8 protein-coding genes are annotated in these 7,303 nt (G+C 67.2%); 6 read left to right on the forward strand and 2 right to left on the reverse strand.

Features of this window, described 5'->3' with window-relative positions; translation table 11 throughout:
* Window positions 1–47 precede the first annotated feature (47 nt).
* The 3 genes from EYS21_RS21520 to EYS21_RS21530 all read left to right on the forward strand — a co-directional run bounded on the left by EYS21_RS21520 (window position 48) and on the right by EYS21_RS21530 (window position 1,715).
* Entirely contained in the window at window positions 48–1,181 is a 1,134-nt protein-coding gene (locus EYS21_RS21520) for a GTP-binding protein (RefSeq protein WP_131135282.1), read from the forward strand.
* Between the two features lie 49 nt (window positions 1,182–1,230).
* Entirely contained in the window at window positions 1,231–1,353 is a 123-nt protein-coding gene (gene ykgO / locus EYS21_RS21525; protein ID WP_131135283.1) for a type B 50S ribosomal protein L36, read from the forward strand.
* Window positions 1,354–1,448: 95 nt separating this feature from the next.
* Complete coding sequence (locus EYS21_RS21530; protein WP_131135284.1) at window positions 1,449–1,715, forward strand: hypothetical protein; 267 nt, start codon at window positions 1,449–1,451, stop codon at window positions 1,713–1,715.
* 91 nt (window positions 1,716–1,806) lie between these two features.
* On the opposite strand, the gene pta is transcribed toward EYS21_RS21530, so the two are convergent.
* Window positions 1,807–3,885 carry a phosphate acetyltransferase gene (gene pta / locus EYS21_RS21535; protein WP_131135285.1) on the reverse strand — a complete coding sequence of 693 codons (2,079 nt, stop codon included), beginning with the start codon at window positions 3,883–3,885 and terminating at the stop codon, window positions 1,807–1,809.
* A gap of 255 nt (window positions 3,886–4,140) precedes the next feature.
* On the opposite strand from pta, the gene EYS21_RS21540 reads away from it, so the two are divergent.
* The 3 genes from EYS21_RS21540 to EYS21_RS21550 all read left to right on the forward strand — a co-directional run bounded on the left by EYS21_RS21540 (window position 4,141) and on the right by EYS21_RS21550 (window position 6,659).
* Window positions 4,141–4,611: a hotdog fold thioesterase gene (locus tag EYS21_RS21540; RefSeq protein WP_131135286.1), complete on the forward strand. Its 471-nt coding sequence runs from the start codon at window positions 4,141–4,143 to the stop codon at window positions 4,609–4,611.
* A gap of 7 nt (window positions 4,612–4,618) precedes the next feature.
* Window positions 4,619–5,980 carry a phenylacetate--CoA ligase PaaK gene (gene paaK / locus EYS21_RS21545; protein WP_131135287.1) on the forward strand — a complete coding sequence of 454 codons (1,362 nt, stop codon included), beginning with the start codon at window positions 4,619–4,621 and terminating at the stop codon, window positions 5,978–5,980.
* Between the two features lie 73 nt (window positions 5,981–6,053).
* Window positions 6,054–6,659: a TetR/AcrR family transcriptional regulator gene (locus tag EYS21_RS21550; protein ID WP_131135288.1), complete on the forward strand. Its 606-nt coding sequence runs from the start codon at window positions 6,054–6,056 to the stop codon at window positions 6,657–6,659.
* Between the two features lie 22 nt (window positions 6,660–6,681).
* Here the strand turns inward: EYS21_RS21550 and EYS21_RS21555 are convergent, their stop codons facing one another.
* Window positions 6,682–7,089 carry a VOC family protein gene (locus EYS21_RS21555; RefSeq protein ID WP_131135289.1) on the reverse strand — a complete coding sequence of 136 codons (408 nt, stop codon included), beginning with the start codon at window positions 7,087–7,089 and terminating at the stop codon, window positions 6,682–6,684.
* Window positions 7,090–7,303 lie beyond the last annotated feature (214 nt).

Below are 7,303 nucleotides of genomic sequence, written 5' to 3' on the forward strand. Positions count from 1 at the left end.
AGCCTTCAGTTTTGTATTTGAGAATCATTCTCATTAGACTGACTGGCATGCATCTCACCGTGATCAGCTCCTTGGACGCCCTCTGCCGCCAGCAGGCCTGCGAGGCCATGGCGGCCGCGAATGCCCAGGCCGTGTTGGTCCTCCACGATCTGCTGGAGAACGGGCTCGTCATCCGCAGGATCTTCACCAACGGCGCACTTGTGGAACGCACGGAAACGCAGCTGGAGCACGGCTGCCTGAGCTGTACGATCCGGCTCGACGTGGTTCCCACTGTGGAACGGCTACTGGAGCGCGGCGAAGAAATGGTGATCATCGGTCTCCCGCCGGGAGTGTCCTCCGAATCGGCCATCGGGGCATTACGGCGGGGGCTGCCCCACAGCGTCACGGTTGATTCCGCGGTCCTGGCCTGCGCGCCGGACACCCTGGAGGACCATCTCTGGGACAAACACACGCTGTTCGAATCCGGGTTCACGCCAGTCCCGGAGGACCACCGGACGCCCGGCGAATTCCTCATCGGCGAGCTCTGCTTCAACGACACCGCCCTGCTCGCCGAACCCGCCCTCGTTCCGGTGGACGCCGCCCTGCGCCGCCGCGGCATCCAGCTGGTCCGGGAACTGGCACCGCACGCGGACGTGGTGGTGGACCCCGCAGAGATCCGCACCGGCCGCCACGACTACCAGGAGGCACGGTGCCGGACCGTCCCAGGTTCCGTGCGGATCCCGGCCGCGGTATCGGCGTCGCCCTTCACCACCGTCACCCACCGGGCCGGGCGGCCGCTGCACCCGGAGCGGTTCCGGGACGCGCTGGCCTCCCTCGCAGAGGGCTGCTGCTGGCTGCGCGGCCGGCTGTGGATCGCCGCCGCACCCCGCTGCCGGATCGCCATCCAGGGCATCGGCCCGCTGGTATGGCTGGAAAACACGGGGCCGTGGCTGGCGGACCGGGAGGCCAGTGCAGCACCGGATCACCTGGACAACGTGGACGCCCGCCTGGACTGGCATCCGGAGCACGGCGACCGCTGCACCGTGATCGCGGCGACCGGTGAGGGACTCGATCCCGCCGAAATCGCCGGGCTGCTGGCTGGCTGCGAACTCACGGACGCGGAAATGGACGCCGGATTCGCCGCACTGGCGGACCCGTTCCAGCTGGACCCCGCGCCGCACTTCGCGCCGCACTCAAACTGACCCACCAGACCCCGCAAGCCCAGCCACCAACAAAAAAAGGAGCACCACCATGAAAGTCAGAAACTCCCTTCGCGCCCTGAAGAAGGTTCCCGGCGCACAGATCGTCCGACGCCGGGGCCGCACCTTTGTGATCAACAAAAAGGACCCGCGGATGAAGGCCCGCCAGGGCTAGGCAGCCGCCCACCTCGCCGGGCGTCTGCCGTTGCGTTGGCAGCGGCAGGCGCCTAGAGTCGGCGGACACGCAGCACCACGCAGAGAGGGACTTCCATGACGAACGGCACCACTCAGCCCGACAACACCGAGCCTGACGCCACCGGCTCCGGCAGCACCGGGTCAGGCACGAAGGACCCCACCGGCGTCGAGGGCGGCAACCCCGCGCTGGACGACACCGGGAAACCCAAGGCCGAGGAGCTGGGCGACGCCGCCGAGCAGCCCAAGGATCCCGAAAACCTGGACCTCACGCCGGAGGCACTGTCCGACGAGCCCGCCAAGGAAGAGGACCCGGACAGCCTGGCCAAACCCGAAAACAGCTGACCGCCCTACCAGGAAGCAACGCGGGGTCACTCCACGCCCAATGTGGGGCCCGAATTGGGCCTGTAGTGACCCCGCGTTGCTTTGAAAAGCCCTAGGAGACTGGCGCCTGCGCCTGGATGGCCGTGATGGCCACGGTGTTGACGATATCCTCCACGGTGCAGCCGCGGGACAGGTCGTTGACCGGCTTCCGCAGGCCCTGCAGCACCGGCCCGACAGCCACCGCCCCGGAGCTCTGCTGCACGGCCTTGTACGTGTTGTTGCCGGTATTGAGGTCCGGGAAGATGAACACCGTGGCCTGCCCGGCCACCGAGGACCCGGGCATCTTGGACTCCGCGATCGAGGCGTCCACGGCGGCGTCATACTGGATGGGACCTTCGACGGCGAGGTCCGGGCGGCGTTCACGCACCAGTTCGGTGGCCTGCCGGACTTCGTCCACAGCCTCGCCGGACCCGGAGCCGCCGGTGGAGTAGGACAGCATGGCCACCCTCGGCTCCACGCCGAACTGCACGGCGGTTTCGGCGGAGGCGAGGGCGATGTCCGCGAGCTGCTCCACGTTGGGGTCGGGGTTGACGGCGCAGTCGCCGTACACCAGCACCCGGTCAGGCATCAGCATCAGGAACACCGAGGACACGATCTTGACGCCGTCACGGGTCTTCACGAACTCCAGCGCCGGCCGGATGGTGTGGGCGGTGGTGTGCGCGGCGCCGGACACCATGCCGTCCACCACGCCCAGCTGGACCATCATGGTGCCGAAGTAGCTGCCGTCCTGCATGATCTCCAGCGCCTTGGCCAGGTCCACACCCTTGTGCGCCCGCAGCTCGGCGTACTTCTCCGCGAAGCCCTGCCGCAGCTCGGACGTGGCCGGGTCCACGATGTTGATCCCGGAGAGGTCGATGCCCCGTGCCGCGGCCAGCTCACGGACGTCGGTTTCGCGGCCCAGGACGGTCAGGTCGCAGACGTCGCGGCGGTGCAGGATCTCGGCGGCGCGCAGGATCCGCACGTCCGTCCCCTCGGGCAGTACCACGTGCCGGCGCTCCGCCCTGGCCCGCTCGATCAGGTCGTGCAGGAACCGCAGCGGCGTCATCCGCTCGGCCCGAGGGAGGTGCAGGCGCTCCACCAGCTCCACCTCGTCCACGCGCCGGGACCACAGGCCCAGCGCGGAGGCCACCTTGCGGCGGTGCCCCGACCAGATCTCGCTGCGCACCTCGGACACGCGCTTGGCGGTGGTGTACGTGTCCTGTGACGCGGCAAATACGGGGAAGGGTGCCTGCGCCAGGAGCGGGTAGATGTTGGCGTCCGGGGCCAGGCCGCCCGTGAGGATCAGCGCCGACGGCACGGGGAACTCCGGCGAGAACGACGACGCCAGGCACGCCACCATCACGTCAGCCCGGTCCCCCGGCACAATTACCAGCGCGCCCTCGTCCAGCACGTTCAGGAAGTTGCCCACGTTCATGGCCGCCACCTTGATGTCCTTCACGTCGCGCTCCATGTCGGCGCGGCCTGCGATCTGCCGCACGCCGAGCGCCGCGGCCACCTCGCCGGTGGTGGGCCGGGCGATCTCGTCGAGCTCCGGCAGGACGTACACCGGCCGGCCGGATGCTCCGGGCTTCACGGCGGCCGCAATCTCGTCCACCAGGTCCGGGTCGGCCCGGTTCACCATGATGGCCAGCAGCGTGCACTTTTCCGCGGACAGCTCCTTGCGGGCAACCTCGACGGCGGCGCCCGCCTCGGCGACGCTCAGCCCCTTCGCTCCCACGACGGCCACCACGGGGGCGGCCAGGTTGTTGGCGAGGCGGGCGTTGAGGTCAAATTCGACGGCGGCGTCCTGGCCGGTGAGGTCGGTCCCCTCCACGATCACCACGTCGCAGTGCCGGGACAATTCGGCGAAGATCTCCACGCAGCGGGCATCGATGTCGGCGCGTTTGCCTTCGGCGAGCAGGGCCCGCACTTCGCCGCTGGTCAGGCCGCCGCGGCACCGGTCGTCGTCGAGCTGGAAGCGTGCCTTCATCAGGCTCACCATGGGGTCGTCCGCCGCGTCCGGGCCGTGGACCACGGGCTTGAAGAAGCCGATCCGGTCCGCATGCCGGTGCAGCGTATCCGCCAGCCCCAGGGCCACGAGCGATTTGCCCGAGCCGGGAGTGGTTGCGCTGACGTAAATGCCTTTGGCCATGGTCCGCCCTTTGCTGTGGCTGATGTGGAGCTGCCGGTCATCCCATCCTTGCACTTCCGCCCGGGGTGCGTGCCGCCGTCGTACGTTTCAGCCCAGTTTCGGATCCCCAAGCCCGGATGTTGCTGCCAAAACCCGGCTCGCGGCCTGGAAAACCGGGCCAGAACGGCGGCGCTCCACCGCCCCACCCTTGACACCGACCCCCTCCATGGGATTACCTAATGAACATTCGGTAAATAAAGCTGGAGGCAATGACGCATGGCTGAAGCAACACTCTCCGGGGCAACCCACCCCATCCTGGAAAACGACTACGCCTCCGAATGGATGGGCATCAAGGTCCTCGCGCTCAGCGACGGCCACGCCACCATCCAAATGACGCTGCGGCAGGAAATGCTCAACGGCTTCGGCATGGCCCACGGCGGAATGATCTTCGCCTTCGCCGACACCGCCTTCGCCCTCGCCTGCAACCCGGTGAACCCCGGCCCCGGAGACGCGGACAGCATCACTGTTGCCGCCGGCGTCGACATCAACTTCCTCAAGCCGGCCTACCGTGGCCAGGTGGTCACCGCCGTCGCCGACCGCCGCTCCAGCGCGGGCCGCAGCGGGCTCTACGACATCCAGATTTTCGCCGCCGACGCCGCGCGGCCCGGTTCCGAACCCAGTTCCGGCACCCCGGGCGAACTCATTGCCGAGTTCCGCGGACGCAGCCGGACCATCCCCAAGAAGTAGGAAAACCATGACCCTCCACGCCCCCGAAACACCCACGTCCCAGCCAACCGCCGCCACCGACGCCGTCCTGGACTACGAGGAAACCATCTCCCGCGACGAGCTCGAGGCCCTCCAGCTCGGCCGCCTGCAGCACACCCTGGCCTACGCCTACGACCGGGTGCCGCTGTACAAGCGCAAGTTCGACGACGCCGGCATCCACCCCACCGACCTGCGCGAACTGGCCGACCTCGGCAATTTCCCGTTCACCACCAAGGAAGACCTGCGCGCCGAGTACCCCTTCGGCATGTTCGCCGTGCCGCAGAGCGAAGTAGCCCGCGTGCACGCAAGCTCCGGCACCACCGGCCGGCCCACCGTCGTCGGCTACACCAAGCAGGACCTGGCCGACTGGGCCAAACTCGTGGCCCGCTCGCTGCGCGCCTCCGGCGTCCGGCCCGGCATGAAAGTCCACAACGCCTACGGCTACGGCCTGTTCACCGGCGGCCTGGGCGCGCATGCCGGCGCCGAAGCTCTCGGCTGCACCGTGATCCCCATGTCCGGCGGCCAGACCGAACGCCAGATCCAGCTCATCCAGGACTTCCGGCCCGACGCCATCCTGGCCACGCCCACGTACCTGCTGACCATCGCCGACGCCATGGCACACATGGGCATCGACCCCGCCTCCACATCGCTCAAATACGCCGTCCTCGGTGCCGAGCCGTGGACCCAGGAGATGCGGCACGAGCTTGAGGTCACCATGAACATCAAGGCCTGCGACATCTACGGCCTGTCCGAGGTGATGGGCCCGGGCGTCGCCGGCGAGGCAGTGGAGACGCAGGACGGCAGCCACATCTGGGAGGACCATTTCCGCCCGGAAATCATCGACGCCTTCAACCCCGTGGTGGGCAAGGAAAACGTGCTGCACGACGGCGAACACGGCGAACTCGTCTTCACGTCGCTCACCAAGGAGGCGCTGCCGATCATCAGGTACCGTACCAAGGACCTCACCCGCCTGCTGCCCGGCACCGCCCGCCCCGCGCACCGCCGGATGGGCCGCATCACCGGCCGCAGCGACGACATGATCATCCTGCGCGGCGTGAACCTCTTCCCGTCCCAGATCGAGGAAATCGCGCTGCGGATCCCCGAACTGAGCCCGCACTTCCAGCTCGAACTCACCCGCCCGGAAGGCCAGCGGATGGACCAACTGACGGTCCGGATCGAACGCCGGGAAGCGGTCACCCCTGAGCAGAGTGCGACGGCGGCACGCGCCCTGAAGGAGCAAATCAAGATCCACGTGGGTTCTTCGTGCGCCGTGGACGTCGTGGAGCCGGGGTCGCTGGAGCGGTCCAACGGCAAGCTGCGCCGGATCTACGACCTGCGGCCGAAGGGCTGAGCGCGAACGTACAGTTGAGGCCCTCAAGCGCCGCCTGCCGTGATTACTGAACGTTCATGAGAAAATAGCCGTTATGTCCAGCACAGAAGTTCCCACCAAGCGCGGCCGTCCCGGCTATGACCAGCAGTCGGTCCTGGTCATCGCCGTCGACGTTTTCAACCGGCACGGCTATGACGCCACGTCCATGGGCATCCTCGCCGAGAACCTGGGCATCTCCAAGTCGGCGATCTACCACCACGTGCCGTCCAAGGGCGACCTGCTCAAGCTCGCCCTGGACCACGCGCTGGGCGGCCTGGAAGCCATCCTGGAGCGGCCCGAGGCACAGTCCGGCGCTGCCGACGCTCGGCTGGAATTTGTGCTGCGGCAGACAGTGGCGGTGCTGGTGGAACGGTTGCCGTTCGTGACGCTGCTGCTGCGCCTGCGGGGCAACACGGAAATCGAACGCGACGCCCTCGAACGGCGGCGCGCCTTCGACCACAAGGTGGCGGAGCTGATCTCCGCCGCCCGGGACGAAGGCCAGCTGCGGCAGGACATCGACCCACGGACCGTGACCCGGCTGCTGTTCGGCACCATCAACTCGATCGTGGAGTGGTACAGGCCGGGCGGTTCGCTCTCTCCGGAAAAGCTGGCCGACGACGTCATCACCATTGCGTTCGACGGGCTCCACGCGCAGCCCTAGGGCCGGCCAGCCTTAGGGCCTGTCAGAGCTGGTACTCCATCTGCGTTCCCAGCGTTTCGTGGACGCAGAGGATGTTGTGCTCCGTGTCCATAAACCAGGCGCACTTCTCGGAGTCCGTGGTACAGATGTGGTTCTCCGTCTTCAGGTTGGGCAGGTCGTAATCCTGGAACAGGATGCCCTTGGCCTCCATATCCTGCACGATCCGCTCAATGTCTCGCACCTCGAAGCTGAGGGCGGTGTGGTCGGAGTGCTTTCCGTCCGAGACCGGCAACAGCTGCAGCATCGGGCCGCCGTCGCTACCGAGTAATTCGCTTCCATCGTCTGTCATTCCGTGGTGCGGGAGTCCGAGTTTTTCGGTGTAGAAACTCCGGGCGCGTGCTGCATCATCGACTGGCAGGATGGTTGTGGCTGTGTTCAAGGCTAGGTTCATTTCGCCACCTCCTACGGAGGAAATTTTACGCCTCAGCGGCCCGGAAAGACCCTGGACGCTCTCTCGCTCCCTGTCGCTTAATCCCGGACGCTCGTTACCTTTTTCGTAGCCCGTTCCTGTTGCAGGATATGGGTGTGCTGGCCTGCCGGTCCCGGCATGATTGAGACGCTCTGTTGGTCATGATCTTGAGAGTGTTGTCACCGGGGCGGGCAGG

This window comes from Arthrobacter sp. S39 (genome assembly GCF_004320525.1).
Classification (GTDB): domain Bacteria; phylum Actinomycetota; class Actinomycetes; order Actinomycetales; family Micrococcaceae; genus Arthrobacter.